This window comes from Cellulomonas sp. (assembly GCF_965229465.1).
Taxonomy (GTDB): domain Bacteria; phylum Actinomycetota; class Actinomycetes; order Actinomycetales; family Cellulomonadaceae; genus Cellulomonas.
Map to the genome: position 1 here is coordinate 3,962,300 of NZ_OZ245882.1, position 23,411 is coordinate 3,985,710.

Here is a 23,411-nt window from a genome sequence, read left to right on the forward strand (position 1 = left end):
GACAATGGGTGCATGACTGAGCCCGATCCCACGCCCGCGCTGACCGACGAGGCCACCGAAGCCGACCGTGAGCGGGCGCTGCGCGCAGGGCTCACCGACTACGAGCTCGAGGACGAGGACCTTGCCCTCCTGCACGCCGGGGACGTCGGCGAGATCGGCGAGGAGCCGGTCGTCGTCTTCCCGGTGCTCGCCGTCGTCGGCCGCCCCAACGTCGGCAAGTCGACCCTGGTCAACCGCATCCTCGGGCGTCGCGAGGCCGTCGTCGAGGACAAGCCGGGCGTCACGCGGGACCGCGTGAGCTATCCCGCCGACTGGTCCGGCAAGCGGTTCACGCTCGTGGACACAGGCGGCTGGGAGGTCGACGTCGCCGGTATCGAGGCCCGCGTCGCCCAGCAGGCCGAGGTCGCGATCTCGCTGGCCGACGCCGTGATCTTCGTGGTCGACGCCACGGTCGGTGTCACCGAGACCGACACCCAGGTGGTCAAGCTGCTCCGCAAGGCCGGCAAGCCGGTCGTGCTCTGCGCCAACAAGGTCGACGGACCCGCCGGCGAGGCGGACGCCGCCAACCTGTGGTCGCTGGGCCTGGGGGAGCCGTTCCCCGTCTCGGCCCTGCACGGCCGCGGCACCGGTGACCTGCTCGACGCCGCGATCGAGGCGCTGCCCGAGGTCTCCGCGCACGGCACCCCGATCCCCGACGGGCCGCGCCGCGTCGCGCTGGTCGGCCGCCCCAACGTCGGCAAGTCCTCGCTGCTCAACAAGGTGCTCGGTGCTGAGCGCGTCGTCGTCGACTCTGTCGCCGGCACCACACGCGACCCGGTCGACGAGCTCGTCGCGCTCAAGGGCAAGCCGTGGGTGTTCGTCGACACCGCCGGGATCCGCCGCCGCGTGCACCAGACGTCGGGCGCCGACTTCTACGCCTCCCTGCGTACGCAGGCCGCGATCGAGAAGGCCGAGGTGGCCGTCGTCCTGGTCGACGCCTCCGTGAAGCTGACCGAGCAGGACACGCGCGTGATCACCCAGGTCATCGAGGCCGGTCGCGCCCTGGTCATCGCGTACAACAAGTGGGACCTCATGGACGAGGACCGCCGTCCGTTCCTCGAGCGTGAGATCGAGCAGGACCTCGTGCAGATGCAGTGGGCGCCGCGCGTGAACATCTCCGCCAAGACCGGCTGGCACACCGACCGCATGGTGCCCGCCCTCGAGCGCGCGCTCGAGTCGTGGGACATGCGCATCTCGACCGGTCGCCTCAACGCGTTCCTGGGCGAGCTCGTCGCGGCCCACCCGCACCCCCTGCGCGGGGGCAAGCAGCCCCGCATCCTCTTCGCCACGCAGGCGTCGACCCGGCCACCGCGGTTCGTCATCTTCGCGACCGGCTTCCTCGACCCCGGCTACCGCCGGTACATCGAACGTCGCCTCCGCGAGACCTTCGGCTTCGAGGGCACGCCCATCTCGATCTCGGTCCGGGTGCGGGAGAAGCGCAAGCGGTGACTCCCGACGGGCCGGTGCAGCGGCGACGGCCTCTGCTGAGGCTCGGGCTGCCGCGCGACCCCGCATCGAGCAGCCACATCACCGGCTTCCTGGTGATCACGCTGGCCACCGTCATCGTCACGCGCCTGCTGCTGAGCCTCACCGGCTTCCCGCAGCTGGGCGGCGGGGGAGTGCACATCTCACACGTGCTGTGGGGTGGGCTGCTCATGGCCTTGGCGTTCGTCGTGCTCATGACGTTCATCGGCCCGGTCGTGCGACGGTTCGCCGTCCTGCTCTCCGGCATCGGCTTCGGTCTGTTCATCGACGAGGTCGGCAAGTTCGTGACCTCCGACTACGACTACTTCTGGGAGCCGACGGCGGCGCTCATCTATCTCGTCGTCATCGCCCTGGGCCTGTTCGCCGACGTGCTGCAGCGCCGGCACCCGCGCGACCCGGCCGAGTTCCTCGCGGCCGCCGCCGACCAGGCTGTGGCGGGTCTGGCGGGGGGTTTCAGCGCCCGTGAGCGCACCCGGGCCCGCTGGTACCTGTCGCGGGCCGGCGACGCCCCTGGGGCGGATGAGGTGGGCGCGCTCCTCGACGCCGTCGAGCACGACGCCGTCGAGGTGCCCGACCCGATCGGCGCCCTCTCCCAGTGGATCGTGCGGGCGTCCCGGTGGCTGGTGCGCGCCCGCTGGGTGCCGTGGGTCACCGTCGCCGTGCTGGTCGCGACCTCGGTCGTGACCCTGGGACGCGGCATCTACGGCTGGTCCGCCAGCGCCGACGAGCCGGTGTGGCTGGTGGTCGGGATCGTGCTCAGCGGGCTCGCGTCGACCGCGTTCGCCGTGGTCGGACTGGCCAGGGTCCGCCGCGACCGCGAGGCCGGCTACCGCTGGTTCCGCCGCGCCGCGCTCGTCGCCCTGCTGGTGACGCAGATCTTCCTGTTCCGGCTCTCGCCGTGGGACGCCACCATCGGGCTCGCGGTCGACCTGGTGATCCTCGCGGTCGTCGCCGCCGAGCTCGACGTGATCGCCGGTGACCGGACCACCTCGCCCGTGGGGTAGAGTTTCGGAGGCTTCTGCGGGAGCCATCGGGCTGTGGCGCAGCTTGGTAGCGCACTTGACTGGGGGTCAAGGGGTCGCAGGTTCAAATCCTGTCAGCCCGACAGTAAAAGCGCAGGTCAGGGGCTTCTAGGTTCGTCCTAGCAAGCCCCTGACCTTCTCTTCTTGGCCCGGCGGGAAACATCTCGGGAAACATCGTGCCGCGTATACGGGCGGACACCGCCGGCTTTCGACGGCCGTCGGCGCGCGTCTTCCACCGAGATGGTCCGCCCGAGCGCACCCACTGTTGTGGGCGGCGGAGCCGCCGGCATCGAGGTAGCGCACCCTGACCGAGCGGCTAGTCCACCAGCCGCTCCTCTACGGTGTGCGGACCTCGGCCCAGAGCTGCTCGTAGCACTGCGCGACGCGGCTCGTCGGGGCGAAGGCGGTCACGGGCGACTGCCGTTCGGCCATCTGCTCGACGATCGACAGGGCCGGGATCTCGGTGCGCGCGATGAGCGCGCCGTCCCGGGAGACCGAGTCGATCACCTCGCGGTGCAGCCGCTTGCGACGGTCGACCATCGAGAAGAACGCGACCAGGTTCGGTCGCGGCTTCTGCGAGTCCGCCACGAAGACCTTCAGCTGCTCGAACGTGCGCATCGACAGTGTCGCGGGGATCAGCGGCACCAGGAGCGTGTCGGCTGCGTGCAGGACGTTCTCGGACATCAGGGAGATGCTCGGCGGGCAGTCGAGGAACACCACGTCGTAGTCGTCGGAGACGCTGGTCACCAGCTGACGGAGCCGACGGGTGCGCTTCTTGGCGTCGTCGAGCTCGAGGTCCAGGTTGCGGTAGCTGAAGTCGGCGGGCAGAAGGTCGAGCTTGTCGAAGGCGGTCGACTTGAGCGCGTCCTCGATCGGACGCTTCCCGGTCACCAGCGCGTGCCCGCCCCCCTTGACGCGGGGACGGACCCGGAAGACAAAGCTCGCCGCACCCTGCGGGTCCAGGTCCCACAGAAGCGTCCGTCGCCCCTCCCGCGCCGACAGGTGGGCGAGGTTGACCGCCGTCGAGGTCTTCCCCACCCCGCCTTTGATGTTGTACAACGCGAAGACCTTCATCGGGAGCCTCCAGGTGGACCATGTGTGGTGTCGAGAGTCCGACGCACACGCACGGTCTCACGCTCGCCCGCCCGTCGCAGGTGCCTAGGTCGATCCCCCAAGGGGGTGACATCCGAGGCTCCGGGACGCGACTGCCACCGACGATCTGGCGATCGTGGCCCGTGCCGTTCCGCCCGTCAGTCATCCGCTTGCGTAGACGTCCCACCACAGTCCGTCACCCAACGCCGGCTCCGTTGGTGGTGACCGCGTGGATCTCCTCCACCTTCTCCAGCACGTCCGCCACGTTGGCGTCGTCGTTCTGGATGACCTCGATCCGAGATGCTTGCCACGCTGCTAGGTGACCGGCCACGTTGGCGTAGATGGACACCAGGGCCAGGTAGAGGATCGACGCCTGCTTCCAGGCGTCGGGTGCCCAGATGTAGACCGCGATCACGGGTGGGAAGTTCAGCAGCCAGAAGATTGTCAGCCAGCCGTTGATCTTCCTCATGAAGACCGGGTCCTCCTGGATGGAGGCCCAGAGGGTCTGTGCCACGCTCATGGCGTCTCCTCTTCCTCAACGCAGAGCTACAACCTCTAGCTGCTGTGTGTCGTGCTGTCCGCGGCCGAGGCTCCAGGCGCAGGTCCGCGATCGTCGGCTTCACTGACAGAAGATGGCAGCGCCGGACGGCAGCGTCGCGGCGGGCGCCCGCTCTTCACCCGTCCGGGCGACCACGGAGGACCGCGGGTCCTGTCGTGGAGACCGGAACCCGCGGTCGGTGGGTCAGTTGGTGATCGAGCGGCGGCCGCCCACGCGGATCCAGATCAGCAGCACGATGATGGCGCCGATGATCGACCCGACGATGCCGGCGGGCTGCAGGAAGCCGTCGGACGCGTCGCTGCGGAAGAACAGGTAGCCGAGGAACCCGCCGAGGAACGACCCGATGATCCCGATGACGATGGTCATGGCGATGGACAGGTTCTGCTTGCCGGGGACGACGAGGCGCGCGAGCAGCCCCGCGATGAGCCCGACGACGATGATGGTGATGATGAGTCCCAGCACGGTGAAACCTCCTGGTTCGGGCGACTGATACCCCCCGAGTTCACCACCCCTAGGGCGGGTGTACTACACCCCTAGGGGGGTCTACCGTGAGGCATGCCCGCACCCCAGCAGCCCTTCACAGTCGCGCTCGTCGACGACTACGACGTGGTGGTGATGGGCGTCGCCAAGATCCTGGACGAGTACCGCGACCGGGTCGTGGTGGCGGAGATCGACACGAACGAACCGGTCAGCGAGGCCGTGGACATCGTGCTCTACGACGCCTTCGCGCAGCCGGAGTCGGACCACGAGCAGATCGGTGAGCTGGTCCGGAACCCGTGCGCCCGCAAGGTGGTTGTGTTCACGTGGAACTTCCAACCGGACCTCGTCGCCAGTGCCCGTGAGCAGGGCGTCCGCGGGTATCTGTCCAAGGCCCTGCCGGCACGTGAGCTTGTCGCCGCCCTCGAGGCGGTCCACGCCGGCGAGGTCGTGGTCAGCGAGGTCCCGGGCCGCGTCCGGCCCGCGAACGGTCTCGACTGGCCGGGTCGGGGCGAGGGCCTCACCGACCGGGAGTCGGAGATCCTGGCTCTGATCACCCAGGGCCTGAGCAACGCCGACGTCGCCGCGCACACGTATCTCAGTCCGAACACGGTGAAGTCCTACATCCGCTCGGTCTACCGGAAGATCGGCGCGGAGAGCAGGACGCAGGCCGTGCTGTGGGGTGTCAACCACGGCTTCGTCCCCGACCATCGGCGGATCGACCACTGGCGCGGCGGCCCGTAGAGAGCCAGGGCGCCGAGGAGCGAGTCGTCGATCGGCGACGTGCTGTCACAACACCGCCCGCCGGCGACGACCTGCGTCGTGGGGTACCCCAGGCGGCACGCTGTGAGCCGGTCTCAGCGCGGGATCGGGAGCCAGTCGAGCACTCGCCGGATCTGGTCGTCCCAGCAGGACCACTCGTGCTCGCCAGGGCCCTCGGTGTACGCGAGCCGCAGCCCGCGGGCCAGGGCCCGGTCGCGGAAGCGCACGTTCTGGTCGTAGAGGAAGTCCTCCGTGCCGCACCACTGGTACAGCGCAGGGGCCGTTGACAAGTCCGCTCGCGCGACGAGGTCCAGCAGGTCGTTGCCGCCGGTGCGCAGCTCGTCGACCGAACCGAAGATCGTGCGGAGCTCGGGTCCCATCTCGGTGTCGAACTCGGAGGCGACGTCGAGGGCTCCCGACAGGCTCGCGGCCGCGGCGACTGTGCCGGGTTTGTCGAGCGCCCATTTGAAGGCGCCGTAGCCGCCCATCGACAGGCCGGCGACGAACGTGTCCTCGCGCCGGTCCGACAACGGGAAGAACGACCGCATCAGGGCGGGGAGTTCCTCGCTGACGTAGGTCCAGTACCGGTTGCCGTGCACCATGTCGGCGTAGAAGGACCGGTCCGCGGCCGGCATGACGACCGCAAGCCCGTGCTCGGACGCGTACCGCTCGATCGACGTGCGACGCATCCAGATCGAGTGATCGTCGGACAGACCGTGCAACAGGAACAAAGTCGGGTGCCGGTCCCTGGCGGGCGGTGCGCTCACGCCGATCTGCCGCGCCGACGCGGGCTGCGGGAGCAGGACGTCCGCCTGCACGGACAGTCCCAGGACCTCGGAGAAGAAGTGCGTCTGCAGGTAGGCCACGGCGCAGACGCTACTGGCGGCCAGCCCGTCCAGACCAGGACCACATTCGTCCCAGCGCACACGCCGTGCCGCGCACGTCCTTCGCGGCCTTGGAGTCGGTCAGGTCGAACAGCGGTGGGGCCGACGGTCGATCGCCTATGACGCGTAGAGGACATGCCGACACGTATGGCCAGGTCAGATGGGTGCCCGAGTGGGACTCGAACCCCACCAGACGAGGGAATCGGACAGATGGGAGGGTCTGCCGCGGCGCTGACCAGCGGCTTCGCCTGATTGCGTCGGAGTTCGTCGGTCATCGTGGGCGGTGTCGTCCGCGCGGGGGACAGGCGCCCGTTGCCTCCGCTTGCAGGCAGGTGTGCGCGGCCACCAGCAAGCACGACGGTGTGTGCTGCGCAGTTCCCCGTGACGATCTACAGCTGGCGACGAACTCTGCGCACCCCGGGCCGCCGACATCGCCGTCACGGCGCCTGGCAGGATCGGAGCGCCCCGCCAAAGGAGGGCAGATGGTCGCGACGTCAGGCCGAGTTGAGAGGCCCGTCGACGGCGGGCGGATCGGCTCCGCAACAGCCGGTGGCTCGTGCCTGTGCTGTTCGCCAGCCAGCAAGTTCGCGATCGTCCTCTTGTCACGTAGCTCGTCGCGCTCGTCGTGAAGCGGCCCAACCTGCTCCTAGATCCAGTGGCGTGCCCTGAAGACCAGGTACAACGTGACGCTCACGGCGCCCATCAGAACGAGGGCGAACGGATATCCCCACGTCCAGTGCAGCTCGGGCATGAGGTCGAAGTTCATCCCGTAGACCGTGCCGATGAGGGTCGGTGCGAACAGGATCGCGGCCCATGCGGAGATCTTCTTGACCTCCTCGTTCTGGGCGTTGCTCGCCTCGGAGAGGGTCTTCATCTCTTCGTTCTGCCGCTGCGCGACGAGCGTGGCGTTGACCGTCAGGATGTCGCGCAGCGCGATCCGGAATGACTCGATGCGCTCATCCACCTCGGTGACGTGGTCGGCGACATCCCGCAGGTAGCGCTGCTGCTCCTCGTCGACGCCGTACTTGGACGATCCGGCATCGAGCGCGGCGAGCATCGCGCCGAGCGGGCGAACCGCCCGCTGGAAGTCGACTACTTCGCGGGAGAGCTCATAGATGCGTCGGGAGACTGCGGGGTCCCCGCGGAAGACCTCGCTCTCGATCTCATCGATGTCGTTCTCCAGACCGGCCACGACCGGCCCGTAGGCGTCGACGACGGCGTCGAGGATCGCGTACAGGATCGCCTCGGGTCCCCGTCCGAGCAGGTCAGGGTCTGCCTCGACCCGGTGTCGGACGGCGGCCAAGTCTGGCGACTCGGCGTGTCGGACTGTCACGACGAAGTCCGGCCCGACGAACAGGTGCAGCTCACCGAACTCGACCTGCTCGGTTGAGTCGAGGTAGCGGGCGGCGCGCAGCACGACGAACAGGGTCTGGCCGTACCGCTCGATCTTGGGTCGCTGATGCGCCAGGATCGCGTCTTCGACAGCGAGCTCGTGAAGATCGAACTCGCGCGCCAGCGACTGCAGATGCTCGGCCGTCGGGCGGTACAGCCCGATCCACGCCATCGCGCCACGGCTGCTCCGCAGCGCGGAGTAGGTGCTCGTGAGGTCGCTGGGTGACGCGATCCGGACGCCGTCCCGATAGACCCCCGAGTCGACGATGCTCGCCTGCAGCTCGACCTCGCTCGAGTCGGGCATCGGGTCGCCGCGCTCGACCTGGGCCTCCGGTCCTCGCGCGCCGGGAAGGCGCGCCAGGTGGATCATCGGCAACCTGCCGGGCGACGGGCGACGTGTCATGACTGAGGTCCTCGCGTACGTAGACGGATGGCGGAGTCTGCCGGCGCGGTCCACCCGCGCGGACCCTACGCCTCGTCGGTGAACGCGCATGGGCTCGACTGCGGTCCGTTCGGCAGAACCCCGGGATGCTAGTGCCGCGTCGGAGCTCGCTCGGCCTTCTTTCGTCGCATGTCGCGGTGCAGTTCCTGGAGCAACAACGGCCCGTCTGCCCACGCCTGCAAGCTCACCGTCGCGACCGCCCGGACCGGCGGCCACTCGCCGTCGTCGAAGCCGGGGGGACTCGCGGCCAGCGTTCGGAGCGCACGCTGCCGCAGCTCTTCGGCGACCTCGCGGGCGCGCTCGTCGGGCACGACGGGGAGCACGGCGACGACGAGGATCTCGTCGTCGCCGAGCCGACCGAGAACGCAGCCTCCTGGGTACGCGCCCGTCAGTGCCTGCGCCATGCAGGCGAGCACGCGGTCACCGTGGGGGAGTCCATGGGCCGCGTTGAGCAGCCCGAAGCCCGCGATGTCGATCAGTGTGACCGCCAGTCGTTGGCGGGAGCCCCGAATGGGGGCCCGGTGTTCTCGCAGAGTTCGCCGGTCGTCCGTGTGGTGTCGCGCGAGGGTCGGGCAGGCTCAGTGAGTGCTGCTCACGCCCAGTGTCGGCGACTACGACGCCCCGCGTCTTCGGCGACTGTACGAGGGGTCGTCCTTGCAGGTCGACGCGCACCGCGTCAGGTGGATCGCTCCAGCGACCGGGACGAACTCGGGTGGGTCGTTCGATGTGGCCGTCGGCGGCGGCTCGGGGCAAGCGCACGCAGTCACGCACGTCCGGACAAGAAGACCGTCGAGGTACGAGCCGGTGATCGACCGGTATGTGATCACCGACAGCGCTGGGCAGATGCTGGGCTCCTTGCCGTCCGGGGTTGGCCATGTCGGGTCGGGCGCGCCGTCGCACCAAGCCGGCTGGTATCCGCCGACCGTCGTTCGCGCGGCCGTGCAGGAGGCCGGCCTGGTCTGGGCCGACCTGGACTTCGTCGGCGACAGCGCTGGTCTCGACCGGCTGTTCCCCGGGCTCGTTCCCGACCTGGGACAGGTGCAGGTCGTGTGGTGGCTGTGGGCGTTCATGCTCACCGGCTTCGGCCTGTACTCGATGATCTGGCCGTGGCAGCTGCGTCATCAGCCCGCAAGCGCGGGTTACATCGCGTTCATGGTGCTGCTCGGCGCCGCGTTCGTGTGCCTCGGCGTGCTCGCTGCGCCGGTCATGCAGCGGCGATGGAGGAAGTGCGCAATCCGACAGCAAGTGACGGACGCCGCCTCGTAGGACGGTCGACATGCGCTCGGCCCGAAGGGGCCCGCGCGGCGGTTCCTCGGCCCGTGCCGTCAGGCAGCGCTCGAGGTCGTGGGGGATCAGTCCCCGAGCCCAGCGAGTCGCCCGAGCTCCTGGGCATCCTCGGAGTGGACGTTCGTTCGGCTAGTGCGACGGACGTTCGGTGACCCGCTCCGCGATGTATGCAGAGCGTCCATCAGACAGCCTCGTCAGTTCGTCGGTGACGACGTACGGCACCTCGGACACCCGATCGCAGCCCCGAGAGCGGAGCCGCTCCCCGAGAGGATAGCCGTCGACTTGCAGCAGCCCGATGTCACCGTCGTTCTCGCCCCACGCGCGACTACCCAGAAGTCACGCATGCGTCCAGGGTGCCCTTACCGCCGGGACGATGGAAGCGCTCCGTTCAGGCTGAGTTCACCACTCATGGACGATTTTGGTCCGACGCGCTTCGGCGTGTGCTGAGGCTCCACGCGCGCGCCTCAAGGTAAGTGGTCGCCAGTCTGGTGGTTTGGCAGCATCGTTCATCTTGCTGGACTATCGTCCGGCGCATGCCCAAGCCGTTGGATGTTGAGTGCCCCCGATGCCACGCCGCGCCGGGGAAGTCATGCCGCACGGCCGACCGCGTGAAGCGTGACCCGCACCGCCGCCGGCGCGAAGCAGCGGACCGCAAGAAGTAGGTCGCGCCCGAGCCTGAGAGATCCGCCAGAAACTCCAGGCAGACCACATCAAGGCGTGTCGGAACAGGCGAGCGCACGCGCCCCAGCTGCACGCTGCAGGACTGGGCCGGGCGCTGGTTCGTCGCGGAGTGGTCATCATGGAGTGTCGCAGCCGCCGCACCCGGCCTGGTCTGTCAGGAGGACCCGATGGACTCCACGTTCGATCTCGACCGCATCGAGCCCGACGCCGAGGACAACCTGCGCGAGTACATCGACCGGCTCGTGGCCGAGGGCTACAGCGTCGCAGGCGGCGAGGGTGCAGATCCCGTGCTCATCGACCCGGGCGGAAAAGCGGTCGAGACGTGGCGCGAGGACTACCCCTACGGCGAGCTGATGGATCGCGAGGAGTACGAGGAGGCGAAGTACCGCCTGCAGATCGAGCTCCTCAAGCTCCAGTACTGGGCGGAGGACAACGGCGAGCGGCACATCATCGTGTTCGAGGGCCGCGACGCGGCTGGCAAGGGCGGGACGATCAAGCGGTTCGTCGAGCACCTCAACCCGCGCGCAGCACGCGTGGTCGCGTTGAGCACCCCCACGACCACTGAGCAGGGCCAGTGGTACTTCCAGCGCTACGTCAAGCACTTTCCCACGCAGGGGGAGATCGTGCTCTTCGACCGGTCCTGGTACAACCGCGCGGGCGTCGAGCGAGTGATGGGGTTCTGCTCCGACAACCAGTACGCGGAGTTCATGCGCCAGGCTCCCGACTTCGAGAGGCTCATCGTGGACGCCGGCACGCACCTGACGAAGTTCTGGTTCTCGGTCACCCGCCGGGAGCAGCGCACCCGGTTCGCGATCCGTCAGATCGATCCCGTACGTCGCTGGAAGCTCTCACCGATGGACCTCGAGTCCCTTGGCCGCTGGGAGTCGTACTCAGCCGCGAAGGAGGCCATGTTCGCCGGCACCGACACCGATCACGCGCCCTGGATCATGATCCGAAGCAACGACAAGAAGCGCGCCCGGCTCAACGCCATGCGGTACTTCCTCAGTCAGTTCTCCTACGACGGAAAGAACGAGGACGTCGTCGGCGAGGTCGACCCGTTGATCGTGCAGCGCGCCCGGAACACGGTTGGCGACTGAACCGCCCGCCTGACGACCCGTGGGCACCTGGGTCTGTCGTCTGAACGCAGACCGGGGGGTGAGGGGATCGACGTCGGCAAGCGCGAGCGTGATCAGGCGGCCGCTACTCCGAGTGAGTCGAGCAGGCGGAGGACCCTGCGTTCGATCTCGTCGCGGACTGCCCGCACGTCAGCGAGACCGAGCGACACGGATCGGCCAAGTTCCACTCGTCGTACCGCTTGCCGGGCTGGCCGCCGCGCGCGTCGGAGCTGAGCCGCGACATCGTGACGTCGGAGCCGTCAAGCGTGCGCTCGACCACGTGCGCGAGCCGCCCTCGCGATCTCGTCGGCGGAGCGCGGCTGACCGGGCCGAGTCAGACACATCCAACGCGACGACGACGCACAGGTGAGTGGGCCGCCCGACCCCACTCGTGGGCTAGAGCGAAGCGCTGACCGCCTGGCCATGGCCGTCGGGCGGGCTCCCGAAGCGACCGAGGGCCAGGGTCTGTGGCACGGACTTCCACGTGTAGACCAGGAGCACCAGCGCGGCGGCCCACGCTGCGAGCCATGCAGGAGCGAGGTCGATCGCGGCGGCGGCGCTGAACAGCAGGCCGAAGGTGCCCACGAGAACCACGAGGGACGCAACCAGCACTCCGCCGATCGTGTTGTGGCGCGCGATCCCGCCCTGGTCGTCGAACCGCCGCTTGCAGATCGTCAGCCACAGCGGTCCGCTCCCGACGATGCCTGCTGTCAAGGCGGCTGCCACCGCAACGACGCCGACGGTCGACGTCGCTTCCTTTCCGACGATCGACTCGAGGGCATCTCCGCCGGCGAACACCGTCGTGAAGAGCGCTGCCGCCAAGCTCACGCTCGAGGCCCAGTTCTCCTTGAAGTCCCAGTCGGCGGTGATGCCCGGCAGCGAGAGCGACAGGTGCTTCGGGCTCCACCATGGCTCGATCTTCGAGGCATCCTTCGCCGGGTGAGCCGGAGAAGGGTGAGGGTTCCCGCGGGGCCTGTTCAGCCAGAACAGGTAGGGCGGCACCACACCGACCACGGCGAGCGGCGCAGCCAGCCAGAGGTACCACCGGAGCGGCGACCAGTCAGAGGGGGATCCGGGCGCGAAGGTCACCGCGACAGGGATCGCCGCGGGCGTCAGCGTCTGTTCGACGTTGCCGACCGCGTGGGCTGCCACCGAGCCTTCGCGAGGCGCCCCGCCCGCTGCACAGTTCATCTCGAACGTGACGTCTCCGCTGGTGTGCCCAGGAACGCTCGGTTCACCAGTTGCCGTCGAGCAGGAGCCGTCGTCCAGCGTCAGCACCAGCGCGATCTCCTCGGCGGAGAGGTTCGTGGCCGAGAGCGTCACCGTCGACGTGCCGTCCGCCGTGCGCGTCCCCTCGTGCGCTCCGCCCGAGATCACGTAGTCACCGCCCGCCGTCGCCAACGGGGCAAGCCCCTCCGCGGGCGTGGGTCCCAGCGCATGGAGCGCCAGAGTGAGCGCGACCGGCCACGCCGCGAGCACCAAGCCCACTGCGAGGTGGCCCGCAGCGCCGATCGGGGCACGTGATCGCCAACGAGCGCCCATGTCCAGCCCCCCACACCCAGGTACGGCTCTCCCGATGTTCACGAGCGTCCCATCACGGTAGGGCGCGACGCCAGCAGTGGCGCACTCACTAAACTGAGCGCATGCCTGGCCTGCGGCACGCCGTCACCATCGCGGCCTCGCCAGAACGTGTATGGGCGGTGGTCGTCGACGTCGAGCGCTGGCCCGAGCGGATCCCGACGGTCGACTCCGTGGAGCGCCTGGACGACGGTCCTCTCGCTGTCGGCTCCCGTACGCGGTTGCAGCAGCCGCGGTTGTCCCCGGCGGTGTGGACCGTGACCGAGCTGGTGGACGGGTCGTCGTACACCTGGGAGTCGCGCTCGCCCGGCGTCACCATCACCGCCTCGCACGTTGTCGAGCGGCACACTGAGGGCAGCCGGCTCACCCTTGCCCTGACCGTGTCCGGTCCGTTGTCCGGCGTCGGCTGGCTGATGACGCGGTCGCTGACCAGGCGGTACGTCGAGACGGAGGCCGCCTCGATCTCGCGGGCCGCGGAGAGCGCGACGACGTGACAGGTGGCGACGTCAGGCCTTCGGCATCGTGATGACCCGGGCACCGAACCAGCGGGCCTCGGCGAGGTCGTGGGTGATCAGGAGCGTCGTCTGCCCCGCGCTCCGCTCACGGACCCACGTCATCACCTGGACCTTGCCCAGAGTGTCGAGGCCCGTGAAGGGCTCGTCGAGGACGAGGAGATCGGCTTCGGCCATCACCGCTCGGACGATGGCGACCCGGCGCCGCTGCCCGCCGGACAGGTCGCGCACCGGCTTGGTGTGGCACGCGTCGTTCAGGCCGGCTCGGCGCAGCTCGACAGCGATCGCGCTGGACGGGGTGGAGCGGTGCAGCACCAGGCGGACGTTGCCGACGGCCGAGAGCTGCTCGCACAGACGGTTCTCCTGGAAGACGGCGGCACGGCGTCGGCCCTCCACCCCCCGGATCTCGCCCGCGTCGGGAACGACCAGGCCGAGCAGGACACGGGAGAGCGTCGTCTTGCCGCAGCCGTTGGGTCCCGTCAGTGCGGTGACTCGGCCCTCGTCCAGGTCCAGGTCGAGGCCGTCCAGCACCACCTCGGAGCCGAACCGGTGACCGATGCCGCGCAGCGCGATCACGCGAGGCGCCTCTCGGTGCTCCGCAGGACGGTCACCAGGACCTTCTCCGCGCCGAAGCTCACGGCGATGATCACGGCGGTCCACGCGAACAGGTCGGCGCTGCTGAGCAGGATCTTCGCCTCGTAGAGCCGCTCGCCGATGCTGCCCTCGGCGAGCCCGATGACCTCGGCGGCGATGCCGCTCTTCCAGGCCAGGCCGACCCCGGTGCGGCAGGCGGCGGTAAAGAACGGCAGGACGGCGGGGATGTCCACGGCGGGCAGCCGCCGCAGCCACGGCACGCCGAACACGTCGGCGACCTCCAGGAGTGCGCGGTCGCGGTGCCGCAGGCCCTCCAGGACGTTGGTGTAGATGATCGGCAGGACCATGAGGAAGCTGATGACCAGCGCGAGCTGATCGCTGCTCACCCAGATCAGCACCAGGATGATGAAGCTCACCACGGGTGTGCTGCGGACGGCCGCGAGCGCCGGGGTGACCAGGGCGTCGACCACCCGGGACGTGGCCGCGAGCGTGGCGCCGAGCACGCCGAGGACCGAGGCCGCCGCGAAGCCCCCGGCGATGCGCGCGAACGAGGACGCCACGGTGCCCCAGAAGTCCGCCGTGAGGCTCAGCTCGCCGAGCCGGACGACGACCCTGCCCGGCGAGGCCAGCAGGACCTCGTGGCCGACGAGCAGGGCCGACACCTGCCAGACGACCACCCAGAACGCGACGACGGCCAGGGGACGCACGGCCCCCCGGGCGAGCGTCGCCGTGCCCTCAGCGGCGGAGGTAGAAGTCATCCCCGGGGACGCTCCCGCCGACTGACGCCGGGTCGGCGTCGAAGAGCACCTGGAGGTAGCCGCCGAGCAGGCTCCTGAGCTCGGTGCCGTCGACGAAGGTGATGTGGGACGAGGGGATCGCCGCCTCGGCGATCGGTGCCGCGGGGACGATGCCGGCCTCGGCGATGAGGACGGCCGCCTCGGCGGGGTGCGCGTTGGTGAACCGCGCGGACGCCTCGTAGTCGGTGAGGAAGGCCTCGACGGCGTCGGGGTGCTCCGTGACGAACGCGGTCCGGACCACCACGACGCCGGTGACCAGCTCGGAGTCGGGGCTGACCTCGGCCCACTCGTCCGTGAGGTCGAGCGCGCTGCGGATGCTCGGGTTCTGCGTCGTCACGACGGTCGCGAACGGCTGGGGGAGCAGGGCGATCGCGCCGGGCGTCGTCGCCAGCAGGGCGGCGACCTCGGTGTGCTCGCTGCGGTACTCGATCGTGAGGTCGGTCGCCGGGTCCAGTCCGTTGCCGGTCAGCAGGTGCTCGAGCACGTACTGCGGCGAGGCGCCCTTGCCGGAGGCGTAGACGGTCTTGCCTGCCAGGTCGGCGACGCTGTGCACCGTGTCGCCGGCCTCGAGGATGTCCATGACCCCGAGGGTGGAGATCGCGGCGACCTGGATCTGGGCGTCGGCGTCGTCGAGCGTCTTGTTGTACAGGACGGCGGCGAGGTTGGACGGGAGCAGGGCGACATCGACCTCGCCTCGCACGACCAGCGGCACGACCTCGTCCGGCGAGCCGTACATCGTCACGCGGTAGTCCTCGGTACCCGCGCCCGCCTCGGCCTCGTGCATCAGCTGGACCAGGCCCATCGTCGTGGGGCCCTTGAGCGACGCGACGCGGACCGTCGTCGGCTCATCGGTGGGAGCAGTGGTGGGAGCGGTGGCGGCAGCGGTCGTGGGCGCACCCGCCGGGGTGATGCCGGAGCAGCCGACGAGGAGGCCGCTCGCGCACAGCACTGCGGCGGCGAGGCCTGCGACGCGCTTCATCCGGATCGCCTCTCGGTCGGGACTGCCGCGTCCCGGAACGGGGCGTAGCTGGTGTGCAGCAGGTGATGGGCGGTCTCGGAGTTGGGTTCCCCGTAGAACTCGTCGTACAGCCGCAGGACGTCGGGGTTCTCGTGGGACTTGCGCAGGCTCGAGGTGCGGTCGATGTTGACCAGCACCTTCTGCCGGGCCGCCATCTGGCCGACCTTGCCGGGCACCGGGTGCCCTGCACCGTTGATGCACCCACCCGGGCAGGCCATGACCTCGATGAGGTCGTAGCCCACGTCCTCGCCGGCGGCGATGCGCCGGGCGAGAGGCTCGATGTTGTTCAGGCCGGAGACCACCGCGACACGCACGGTCACGCCGCCGCCGGTCACGGTCGTCTCCTTGATGCCCTCGAAGCCGCGGACCTCCTCGAAGTCGAGCCTGTCGAGCAGCGGCTCGCCCGTGAGCTTCTCGACGGCCATCCGCAGCGTGGCCTCCGCCACCCCGCCCGAGGCGCCGAACAGGATGCCGGCGCCCGTGACCCGCCGGTAGGGCTCGTCGAACTCCGCGGGCGTGACGTCGGCCGGCTCGAGGCGCAGCATCTCGATCATCTCGAGGAACTCGGTGGTGGTGAGCACGGCGTCGACGTCGCGGACCCCCTCGGGGGCGAACTCCGGGCGCGCAGCCTCGTACTTCTTGGCCAGGCACGGGACGATCGACACCACGTACAGCTCGTCGAGGCTCACGCCGGCCTGCTGGGCGAAGTGGTTCTTCACCGTCGCGCCCATCATCTGCTGCGGGGACTTGCAGCTCGACAGGTGCGGGATCAGGTCGGGGTAGCGGCGCTCGACGAGGTTGACCCAGCCCGGGCAGCACGACGTGAAGTGCGGCATCACTCCACCGGAGGAGACCCGGCCCAGGAACTCGGTGGTCTCCTCCATGATCGTGAGGTCGGCGGCGAAGGTGAAGTCGAAGACCTTGTCGAAGCCGATCCGGCGCATCACACCGGCGATGAAGGCGGAGGCCTCGTCGAACGGCAGGCCGAAGTGCTCGGCGACGACGGTCCGGACCGCCGGGGCGACGAACCCGACGACGACCTTCGCGGGGTCGTTGATGGCCGTGAACACGTCACCCCGCTCGCGCACGTAGTCCAGCGCGCCGCACGGGCAGGCCCGGACGCACTGGCCGCACGAGACGCAGTCCGTCAGTCCGAGGGGCTGGCCGTTGTGGGTGCCGACGGTCAGCCGGCCCTCGTGGAACTGGAAGGCGAGGACGCCCGGTCCCTCGATCTCGGCGCAGGCCGCGACGCACAGCCCGCACGAGATGCACTTGTTGTCGTCGCGGACGATGAAGGGGTGGTCCTGGGTCAGCGGGACGTAGGGGCGCACGTGCAACGGCGTGGCGAACACGACCTCGTGGGCGCTGGCCTCCTGCCGGAGCGAGCACGCGTTCTGGGTGCCGCAGCCGCAGCTCAGGCACCGGGCGGCCTCGGCCCTGGCCTGCTGTTCGGTCAGGCCCTGCTCGACCTCGACGAAGCTGCCGGTCCGCTGCGCGGGGACGAGGGAGGGCATGGTGGCGCGGGCGAGCCGGGGGAGGTCCTCGAACTCCGCGCGAGGCAGGTCCTCGAGCGACCCGCGGCTGCACGTGTAGTCCTCCTGGCTCGGGCGCACGGAGCCGCGGGTGACGAACTCGTCCATCGCGTGGGCCGCACGCCGCCCCGCTGCCACGGCCTGGATCACGGTCGCCGGCCCGGTCACGCAGTCGCCGCCGGAGAAGATCTTCCCCTCGCTCGTCTGCATGGTGTGGCCGTCGATGTCGACGTCCCCCCACTCGTTCAGCCGCACCGGGAGGTCGTTGAACAGGAAGCCGGTGTCCGTGCTCTGACCGATGGCACCGATGATGGTGTCGGCCTCGATGACGAAGTCGCTGCCCTCGACGGCCACGGGCCGACGACGACCCGAACGGTCGGGCTCGCCGAGCTCCATGGTCAGGCAGTGCAGCCGCAGGCCCTCGTCGCCCGCACTGATCCTGGTCGGCGCGGTGAGGACGACCATCTCGATGCCCTCGTGCAGCGCCTCCTCGACCTCGAACGGCTCGGCCGGCATCTCCTCGCGGGTGCGCCGGTAGACGATCCGGACGTTCCTGGCTCCCTGACGCAGGGCCGTGCGGGCGCAGTCGATCGCGGTGTTGCCGCCGCCGAGGACCACCACGTCGTCGCCGAGCGGGACCTCGACGCCCTTGGTGACCTGCTCCAGGTAGTGGATGCCGAGCCAGACGCCGTCGAGGGTCTCGCCGTCGACCCGCAGCGGCGACGCCCGCCAGGATCCGATCGCCAGGTAGACCGAGTCGAAGTCGCGTTGCAGGTCCTCCAGCCGCAGGTGCGTGCCGAGCGCGTGACCGGTGACGATCTGGACACCCATGGCCTGGATGATGCCGATCTCGTCGTCCAGCGTGGTCTTGGGCAGGCGGTACTCGGGGATCCCGTACCGCGTCATGCCGCCGGCGTGGTCCTGCTTCTCGTAGACGGTCACGGCGTGGCCCGCGAGCGCGCTGTAGTAGGCGGCGGACAGACCGGACGGTCCGGCGCCGACGACGGCGATCCGCTTGCCGGTGGGCTCGGCGACCCGGGGGATCCACGGCGTCTCGCGGGCCATGTCCCAGTCGGACGCGAACCGCTTGACGGCGTTGATGGCGACAGGTTCGTCGGTGAGGTTGCGCCGGCACTCCGCCTCGCACGGGTGCGGGCACACGCGTCCGCACACGGACGGGAACGGGTTCCGGTCGCGGATCACGCGGATGGCGGCCTCGTAGTTGCCGTCCGCGACGTGGCGCAGGTACGTCTGGATGTCGACGTTGCCCGGACAGGCGACGACGCACGGCGCCACGCAGTCGGCGTTGTGGTCGCAGAGCAGCTGCTCGAGCCGCACCTTGCGGTAGGCCTCGAGGCGTGGCGACTGCGTCGTGATGACCATGCCGGCGGTGACGGGCGTCCGGCACGCCTTCACGTCCCGCGAGGCCGGCCCACCGAGCTCGACGACACACAGCCCGCAGCTGCCGTTCGACCGCTTGAGCCGGATGTCGTGACAGAGCGAGGGGACGTCGATCCCCTCGTTGGCCAGGGCCTGGAGGATCGTCAGCCCGTCGAGGACCTCGATCTCACGGTCGTCGACGGTGACGGTGAATCGGTCGCCGTCAGAGACCTCGCGCACGTCAGACCTCCACAGGTGTGACTCGGTGCAACGAGGGCCGGGTGCCGACGCTGGCACGACTCCATCTGTCGTCCTCGACGATGGATACAGGGCGGACACTAGGTCCGCGCCGCAGGCGTACCCCGGGACCTTCTGCCCAGGTGAGGGCCTCGGGACCGGCTGAGTCGCGACGCCTCGAGGGACTACAGGACGACCACGCCCTTGCCGCCGATGGTCCCGGCTTCCATGTCGGTGTGTGCTTGGGCGATCTCGTCGAGGGTGTACACGCGCCCGACCGGGACGCGCGCGCGACCGTCGGCGACGGCGTCGAGGAAGTCCTGCAGGACCGGTGCGGGCAGGTCGGCTGCGTCGCCGGAGTAGGCGGTGAGGCGGACGCCGTTGGGGAGCCAGTCAATCGGGTAGAACTCCGGGATCGTCCACTGGTCGGAGAGCATGCCGGTGAAGCACACGGTGCCTCCGCTGCGCACGGCGCGCAGGGTGTCGCGCATGACGTTCACTCCGACCAGCTCCACGGCGCCGTCCACGCCGTCGGGGTAGATCTGCCGCACCTGGGCGGCGATGTTGCCGTCGTCGATCAGGACGTGGTCGACGCCGACGCTGTCCAGCAGAGCCGTGCGAGCGGCCGAGCGGGTGGTGGACAGCACGGTCAGGCCCCGCATCTTGCCGAGCACCGCCAGGGTCAGGCCGATCGATGACGTGCCGCCGCGGATCAGCAGGCTCTGTCCGGGTTCGGGCCGCACGCCGACGGCGAGCGTCCCGTACGCGGTCTGCAGCATCTCGGGGACGGCACCGAGGACGTCCCAGGGCAGGTCGCTGGCGAAGGGGATCGCCTGGGCTGCCGGAACGAGCACGTACTGGGCATAGCCGCCGTCGATCGTGCGACCCATCCCACCCATCAGGGCGACCACCTGCGTCCCGGCGGAGAGCTCGCCACCGGGAGCGTCCTGGACGACTCCGGCGGCCTCGATGCCGGGGATGCGCGGGAACGACCCGAAGGACGCCTGCCCGCGCCGGAAGTGCAGCTCGGAGCGGTTCAGCCCGAACGCGTGCACCCGCACGAGCACCTGACCCGCCTGGGCACGCGGTACCGGCACGTCCCGGACGGTGAGCACCTCCGGGCCACCCGGGCGCTCGACGACGACCGCGCGCATGGTGTCCCGGGCGCTCATGGGGCCACCGCCGTCATGGGCGTGGTCAGTCGTGCCAGCAGCAGGACCAGCGTGGACCTCACCTCGGCGAGGTCCACCCCGTCGACGTGCTCGGCCAGGGCGGCCTGCATCAGGCGCACGCCGTCGTCGTGCGCGGCGTCGCCGGCCGACGTCAACGTCACCAGCGAGGACCGTCGGTCGGTCGGGTGCGCCGTGCGCACCGCGAGGCCGTCGCGCTCGAGCCGGTCCACCAGCTTGCTCGCCGCGCCGACGGTGATCCCGAGCTCGGACCGGATCTCCTGCACCCGGCACGAACCCGCGTGCCTCCTCACGACCCGCAGCGCCGAGAGCGTCCCCAAGGACGACGCGCCGCCGGCCCGGAGCCGATCGTCCAGGTCGTTCCACAGGGAGATCTCGTACCGCACCAGAGAGTCGAAGAAGTCCATGGCAGTCCGAACTCGACTACGTGGAACTATATTCCGGGTGATGCACCTGTGGTGCGCAGGTAGGTCGCCAGGCTCAGGGGAGCGGACCCCGCGAGGTCCTGGACGGCCGTGCTCACGTGCGCCATGGCGTTGCTGGCGATCGCGGTGTACGTGCTGACCCAGGCGTCGACCTGCCAGTCCGGGGCGCCGTAGCCGGCACGCGACGCGTACGCCTCGTCGAGCGACTCGTCGTGAAAGGTCACGTCGGTGCCGCGGACCGCAGAGATCGTGGCGGCGACGTCGCGCAGGGTCAGCGCCTCCGGGCCGGTCAGCTCGTACGACCGGTTCGTGTGCGCAGCCGGCTCGCCCAGGACGGCGGCGGCGACACGCGCCACGTCGGCTCGCGCGACGAACGCGCACGCTCCCTCACCTGCGGGGCCACGGATGACCCCGTCGGCGCCGACGAGCGCCTCGGTGAAGTCGAGGTAGAAGCTGTCGCGCAGGAACGTCCAGACCATGCCCGAAGCCCTGAGGTGCTCCTCGGTCGCGTGGTGGTCGCGGGCCAGGGTGAAGGTGGCGTCGGGAGCCGCGCCGAGGAACGAGGTGTACACGACGTGCTGGACGCCCGCGGCAGCAGCCGCGTCGATGAACGTGCGGTGCTGGTCGAGCCGGTCGACGCTCTCTGCGGCCGAGACCATGAACAGCACGCGGACGCCGTCCAGCGCCCGTGTCGCCGCGTCCAGGTCACCGAACGACGCCGCCGTGACCTCGGTGACCGTGGCGTGGGTCGGCAACCGCGGACTGGTCGGGTCGCGCACGACGAGTCGGTGCGGTGTCCCGGCGGCGTCGAGCAGTCGCGCGACGAGACCACCGAGGTGGCCGGTGGCCCCGGTGACGGCGAGGGGCTGGAGGGTCGTCACACCGTCCAGGGTCGCGCGACTCCGGCACGGCGGCCACCCCGGGGAAGGGGCCGGGTGGACGATGAGCGCGTGGGCGGGTGCGCTGCCCGCCGACCCGAGAGGCGACCCGATGGTGGAGGCCGGAAGCGCTGAGCTGCGAACACGGCTGCGGCGCGCGGTGCTGGTCGTCGCCGCGCTGAATCTGAGCTACTTCTTCGTCGAGGTCTCGGTCGCGCTGTCCATCGGCTCCGTGTCGCTCTTCGCCGACAGCGTCGACTTCCTCGAGGACACGGCGATCAACCTGCTGATCTTCATCGCCCTGGGCTGGTCGCTGCGCAGCCAGTCGATCGCGGGCAAGGTCATGGCCGGCGTGATCCTGGTGCCGGCGCTCGCCGCGGCCTGGGAGGCGTTCAGCAAGTTCGGTGATCCCGTCCCGCCGAGCCCCTACGCGCTGATCCTGACGGCCGGCGGGGCGGCGCTGGTGAACCTGGCCTGCTCTCTGGTGCTCGCCCGGTTTCGTCACCACGAGAGCTCGATGGCCAGGGCGGCGTTCCTCTCGGCGCGCAACGACGTGGTGGTCAACCTCGCGATCATCGCTGTGGGCCTCGTGACCCTGTGGACCGCGTCCGGGTGGCCGGACCTGGTGCTGGGACTGATCATCATCGTCCTGAACGTCAGCGCCGCGAAGGTGGTCTGGCAGGTCTCGGAAGAGGAGCGTCTGGCTGCCAAGGCGCTGGCCGGCGAGGAGATCGACTAGGAGGCGAGCGGGTCCCGCACGCCACTCGATCGCGTCGTCACGACGACGCCATCTCCGCGACGGGCACCCGGGCGCGGGCCGCCGTGGGGTTGCGCAGGTCGTTCAGGGACACGCCGATGCCATACGTGAGGAACTGCCCCACGGGCTCGATCTCGATGACGCGGCACTCGGCGCGCCGTTCCGGCGGGACGAGCGAGGCCAGCTTCGCCGGCGTGTCTGGCATGGCGCCGGCGGGGTGCACGACCGCCGTCGCGTGGAAGCTCACCGTGGCGGGCGGGATGGGGAAGACGAGGGAGAGCAGCCCTCCTCGACGCACCGTCACGGTGACCGCGAGGCGTCCGTCGGACGCGAGGTGTCTCGCCTTCCAGCTGTCGGGGGCCACGGCGACGTACATCCGGCCGCCCGTCGCCACGTAGACGACCCCGCTGGACCGCGGCTCGCCTGTCGGAGTGAGGTGGCTCAGCACGGCGAACGATGCGTTCTCGATCGCACGCCAGACGTCCTCGCTGGTCGGTCGGTGCGCCGACCCGTTGTCGTTCATCGTCCTCATCCCCTCACGCGGCCCGCGCGGGCGGCGTTCTCGCCCGGGAGTGCTCGCGTGCCGTCGTCCGTCCAGGTTGTCGCCGACGTGCGCGGGTCGGTAGGGCAGAAGGTCCCCCACGGAGGCGCTTTCCACGAGGTGCAAGGGACTTCCGGCCCTGCCGCAGGTGGGGCGCTGGATCGACGATCGGGGTGTGCCCGCCATGTGCGCGGGGGCGTCGTCGGACGGAGGACAACATGACACAGGTACTGGTGGCCTACGGAACGTCCAGGGGCGGTACCCAGGGTCTGGCGGAGCTGATCGGTCACGACCTGCGCGACCACGGGTACGACACGATCGTGCGCCCGGCCGCCGAGGTCGCGGACCTCGGCGATGCCGACGCGGTCATCGTCGCGGGAGCCCTCTACGCGGGGCGCTGGCACAAGGACGCGCGCAGGCTCGTCAAGCGCCAGGCCGACCGTCTGTCCGCCCTGCCGGTGTGGCTCGTCGCGACCGGACCGCTCGACGGGACGGCGCAGGAGGGGAACCTCGCACCCGTGCCGCACGTCAAGGACGCGGCTGCGCGGATCGGGGCCCGGGGGGTCCAGACGTTCGGCGGGCGCCTGGAGCCCGACGCCGCGGGCTTCCCCGCGAGCGCGATGGCCAAGAAGATGGCAGGGGACTGGCGGGACACCGAGCACGTCGCCCGCTGGGTCGACGAGGTCGACGGCGAGCTCGGCGCCACGCTGCGCTGAACCGGTCCCACCTTTCCGA

General features: G+C 70.0%; 24 protein-coding genes and 1 tRNA gene. 10 read left to right on the forward strand and 15 right to left on the reverse strand.

Going from position 1 to position 23,411, the window contains the following annotated elements; all coding sequences use genetic code 11:
• The first annotated feature begins 12 nt into the window (after nucleotides 1-12).
• The 3 genes from der to ACO06A_RS18710 all read left to right on the forward strand — a co-directional run bounded on the left by der (nucleotide 13) and on the right by ACO06A_RS18710 (nucleotide 2,629).
• Nucleotides 13-1,488 (forward strand): ribosome biogenesis GTPase Der, encoded by a 1,476-nt coding sequence (gene der / locus ACO06A_RS18700; RefSeq protein WP_421733691.1) that lies wholly within the window; start codon nucleotides 13-15, stop codon nucleotides 1,486-1,488.
• Nucleotides 1,485-2,528: a hypothetical protein gene (locus ACO06A_RS18705; RefSeq protein WP_421733692.1), complete on the forward strand. Its 1,044-nt coding sequence runs from the start codon at nucleotides 1,485-1,487 to the stop codon at nucleotides 2,526-2,528. Before der ends, ACO06A_RS18705 begins: the two co-directional genes overlap by 4 nt.
• Before the next feature lie 27 nt (nucleotides 2,529-2,555).
• Nucleotides 2,556-2,629 (forward strand) — tRNA-Pro (locus ACO06A_RS18710).
• Nucleotides 2,630-2,882: 253 nt separating this feature from the next.
• On the opposite strand, the gene ACO06A_RS18715 is transcribed toward ACO06A_RS18710, so the two are convergent.
• From ACO06A_RS18715 to ACO06A_RS18725, 3 genes are all read right to left on the reverse strand, one after another.
• Nucleotides 2,883-3,620 carry a ParA family protein gene (locus ACO06A_RS18715; RefSeq protein ID WP_421733693.1) on the reverse strand — a complete coding sequence of 246 codons (738 nt, stop codon included), beginning with the start codon at nucleotides 3,618-3,620 and terminating at the stop codon, nucleotides 2,883-2,885.
• Between the two features lie 214 nt (nucleotides 3,621-3,834).
• Nucleotides 3,835-4,158, reverse strand: a complete 324-nt coding sequence (locus ACO06A_RS18720; protein ID WP_421733694.1) for a hypothetical protein — start codon at nucleotides 4,156-4,158, stop codon at nucleotides 3,835-3,837.
• Between the two features lie 222 nt (nucleotides 4,159-4,380).
• Entirely contained in the window at nucleotides 4,381-4,659 is a 279-nt protein-coding gene (locus tag ACO06A_RS18725) for a GlsB/YeaQ/YmgE family stress response membrane protein (protein ID WP_421733695.1), read from the reverse strand.
• Nucleotides 4,660-4,752: 93 nt separating this feature from the next.
• Between ACO06A_RS18725 and ACO06A_RS18730 the strand changes: the two genes are divergently transcribed.
• Nucleotides 4,753-5,418: a response regulator transcription factor gene (locus ACO06A_RS18730; RefSeq protein WP_421733696.1), complete on the forward strand. Its 666-nt coding sequence runs from the start codon at nucleotides 4,753-4,755 to the stop codon at nucleotides 5,416-5,418.
• A gap of 113 nt (nucleotides 5,419-5,531) precedes the next feature.
• Here ACO06A_RS18730 and ACO06A_RS18735 read toward each other — a convergent pair whose 3' ends face one another.
• From ACO06A_RS18735 to ACO06A_RS18745, 3 genes are all read right to left on the reverse strand, one after another.
• Entirely contained in the window at nucleotides 5,532-6,302 is a 771-nt protein-coding gene (locus ACO06A_RS18735; protein WP_421733697.1) for an alpha/beta hydrolase, read from the reverse strand.
• Nucleotides 6,303-6,966: 664 nt separating this feature from the next.
• On the reverse strand, nucleotides 6,967-8,016 hold the full coding sequence (locus ACO06A_RS18740; RefSeq protein ID WP_421736096.1) for a magnesium and cobalt transport protein CorA: 1,050 nt from the start codon (nucleotides 8,014-8,016) through the stop codon (nucleotides 6,967-6,969).
• 227 nt (nucleotides 8,017-8,243) lie between these two features.
• A complete protein-coding gene (locus ACO06A_RS18745) occupies nucleotides 8,244-8,687 on the reverse strand; it encodes a diguanylate cyclase domain-containing protein (RefSeq protein ID WP_421736097.1) in 444 nt (147 codons plus the stop codon).
• Nucleotides 8,688-8,739: 52 nt separating this feature from the next.
• Here ACO06A_RS18745 and ACO06A_RS18750 point away from each other — a divergent pair, with 52 nt between their 5' ends.
• From ACO06A_RS18750 to ppk2, 3 genes are all read left to right on the forward strand, one after another.
• Nucleotides 8,740-9,420, forward strand: a complete 681-nt coding sequence (locus ACO06A_RS18750) for a hypothetical protein (protein WP_421733698.1) — start codon at nucleotides 8,740-8,742, stop codon at nucleotides 9,418-9,420.
• A 554-nt stretch (nucleotides 9,421-9,974) separates the two neighbouring features.
• Entirely contained in the window at nucleotides 9,975-10,103 is a 129-nt protein-coding gene (locus ACO06A_RS18755; protein WP_421733699.1) for a zinc finger domain-containing protein, read from the forward strand.
• 186 nt (nucleotides 10,104-10,289) lie between these two features.
• Entirely contained in the window at nucleotides 10,290-11,219 is a 930-nt protein-coding gene (gene ppk2, locus ACO06A_RS18760) for a polyphosphate kinase 2 (protein ID WP_421733700.1), read from the forward strand.
• A 414-nt stretch (nucleotides 11,220-11,633) separates the two neighbouring features.
• Here ppk2 and ACO06A_RS18765 read toward each other — a convergent pair whose 3' ends face one another.
• Nucleotides 11,634-12,716, reverse strand: coding sequence for a hypothetical protein (locus ACO06A_RS18765; RefSeq protein WP_421733701.1), 1,083 nt, complete (start codon nucleotides 12,714-12,716; stop codon nucleotides 11,634-11,636).
• A 164-nt stretch (nucleotides 12,717-12,880) separates the two neighbouring features.
• Between ACO06A_RS18765 and ACO06A_RS18770 the strand changes: the two genes are divergently transcribed.
• On the forward strand, nucleotides 12,881-13,309 hold the full coding sequence (locus ACO06A_RS18770; RefSeq protein WP_421733702.1) for an SRPBCC family protein: 429 nt from the start codon (nucleotides 12,881-12,883) through the stop codon (nucleotides 13,307-13,309).
• 12 nt (nucleotides 13,310-13,321) lie between these two features.
• Here the strand turns inward: ACO06A_RS18770 and ACO06A_RS18775 are convergent, their stop codons facing one another.
• The 7 genes from ACO06A_RS18775 to ACO06A_RS18805 all read right to left on the reverse strand — a co-directional run bounded on the left by ACO06A_RS18775 (nucleotide 13,322) and on the right by ACO06A_RS18805 (nucleotide 21,381).
• On the reverse strand, nucleotides 13,322-13,903 hold the full coding sequence (locus tag ACO06A_RS18775; protein WP_421733703.1) for an ATP-binding cassette domain-containing protein: 582 nt from the start codon (nucleotides 13,901-13,903) through the stop codon (nucleotides 13,322-13,324).
• On the reverse strand, nucleotides 13,900-14,679 hold the full coding sequence (locus ACO06A_RS18780; RefSeq protein ID WP_421733704.1) for an ABC transporter permease: 780 nt from the start codon (nucleotides 14,677-14,679) through the stop codon (nucleotides 13,900-13,902). The genes ACO06A_RS18775 and ACO06A_RS18780 overlap by 4 nt, the downstream gene beginning before the upstream one ends.
• Nucleotides 14,657-15,697, reverse strand: coding sequence for an ABC transporter substrate-binding protein (locus tag ACO06A_RS18785; protein WP_421733705.1), 1,041 nt, complete (start codon nucleotides 15,695-15,697; stop codon nucleotides 14,657-14,659). The genes ACO06A_RS18780 and ACO06A_RS18785 overlap by 23 nt, the downstream gene beginning before the upstream one ends.
• On the reverse strand, nucleotides 15,694-18,888 hold the full coding sequence (locus tag ACO06A_RS18790; protein ID WP_421733706.1) for an NAD(P)-binding protein: 3,195 nt from the start codon (nucleotides 18,886-18,888) through the stop codon (nucleotides 15,694-15,696). Before ACO06A_RS18790 ends, ACO06A_RS18785 begins: the two co-directional genes overlap by 4 nt.
• Nucleotides 18,889-19,070: 182 nt before the next feature.
• Entirely contained in the window at nucleotides 19,071-20,057 is a 987-nt protein-coding gene (locus tag ACO06A_RS18795) for a zinc-binding dehydrogenase (protein WP_421733707.1), read from the reverse strand.
• Entirely contained in the window at nucleotides 20,054-20,482 is a 429-nt protein-coding gene (locus ACO06A_RS18800) for a MarR family winged helix-turn-helix transcriptional regulator (protein ID WP_421733708.1), read from the reverse strand. Before ACO06A_RS18800 ends, ACO06A_RS18795 begins: the two co-directional genes overlap by 4 nt.
• Before the next feature lie 26 nt (nucleotides 20,483-20,508).
• Nucleotides 20,509-21,381, reverse strand: coding sequence for an SDR family oxidoreductase (locus ACO06A_RS18805; protein WP_421733709.1), 873 nt, complete (start codon nucleotides 21,379-21,381; stop codon nucleotides 20,509-20,511).
• Nucleotides 21,382-21,442: 61 nt separating this feature from the next.
• Here ACO06A_RS18805 and ACO06A_RS18810 point away from each other — a divergent pair, with 61 nt between their 5' ends.
• A complete protein-coding gene (locus ACO06A_RS18810; protein WP_421733710.1) occupies nucleotides 21,443-22,117 on the forward strand; it encodes a cation transporter in 675 nt (224 codons plus the stop codon).
• Nucleotides 22,118-22,154: 37 nt separating this feature from the next.
• Here the strand turns inward: ACO06A_RS18810 and ACO06A_RS18815 are convergent, their stop codons facing one another.
• Complete coding sequence (locus ACO06A_RS18815; protein WP_421733711.1) at nucleotides 22,155-22,667, reverse strand: pyridoxamine 5'-phosphate oxidase family protein; 513 nt, start codon at nucleotides 22,665-22,667, stop codon at nucleotides 22,155-22,157.
• A 227-nt stretch (nucleotides 22,668-22,894) separates the two neighbouring features.
• Here ACO06A_RS18815 and ACO06A_RS18820 point away from each other — a divergent pair, with 227 nt between their 5' ends.
• On the forward strand, nucleotides 22,895-23,392 hold the full coding sequence (locus ACO06A_RS18820) for a flavodoxin domain-containing protein (RefSeq protein WP_421733712.1): 498 nt from the start codon (nucleotides 22,895-22,897) through the stop codon (nucleotides 23,390-23,392).
• Nucleotides 23,393-23,411 lie beyond the last annotated feature (19 nt).